Source organism: Marinobacter vulgaris (genome assembly GCF_003344045.1).
In the GTDB taxonomy this organism is placed as follows: Bacteria; Pseudomonadota; Gammaproteobacteria; order Pseudomonadales; family Oleiphilaceae; genus Marinobacter; species Marinobacter vulgaris.
Genome location: NZ_QFWX01000064.1, coordinates 1 through 329, shown reverse-complemented (window position 1 = coordinate 329; position 329 = coordinate 1). Strand labels below are relative to the sequence as shown.

Below are 329 nucleotides of genomic sequence, written 5' to 3'. Positions count from 1 at the left end.
ACCAGTGCCCCCAGCTGACCATCTGGGAGACTTTTTCACGGTAGCGCTGACGATTCGTCACCATAAACTGTTGTTCGTTTCCCTTAGTGTGCCTGGTCGTCGCTAACGGAGGACTGCAAAGCCTGGGCGAAAGATTTGGCGATCGCCTGACGCTGAGCCGGAGCAACGCTGGTATTGATCAGGTTGGTAACCATATTTCCCAAAACCATCAGGGAGAGATCGGTTGGCGTTTTATGTTTTTCCAGTACGTTGACCAGCTCACTGAGCAATTGTTCAACGTGTTCGTCACTGTAGCGGGAATGTTGTGGCATAAATCAAAATCAGTTTGT

At 49.8% G+C, this 329-nt stretch carries 1 protein-coding gene; it reads right to left on the bottom strand.

Annotated elements, in window-relative coordinates; genetic code table 11:
- Positions 1–83: 83 nt before the first annotated feature.
- Positions 84–311, bottom strand: coding sequence for a YejL family protein (locus DIT71_RS17815; protein WP_001135586.1), 228 nt, complete (start codon positions 309–311; stop codon positions 84–86).
- Positions 312–329 lie beyond the last annotated feature (18 nt).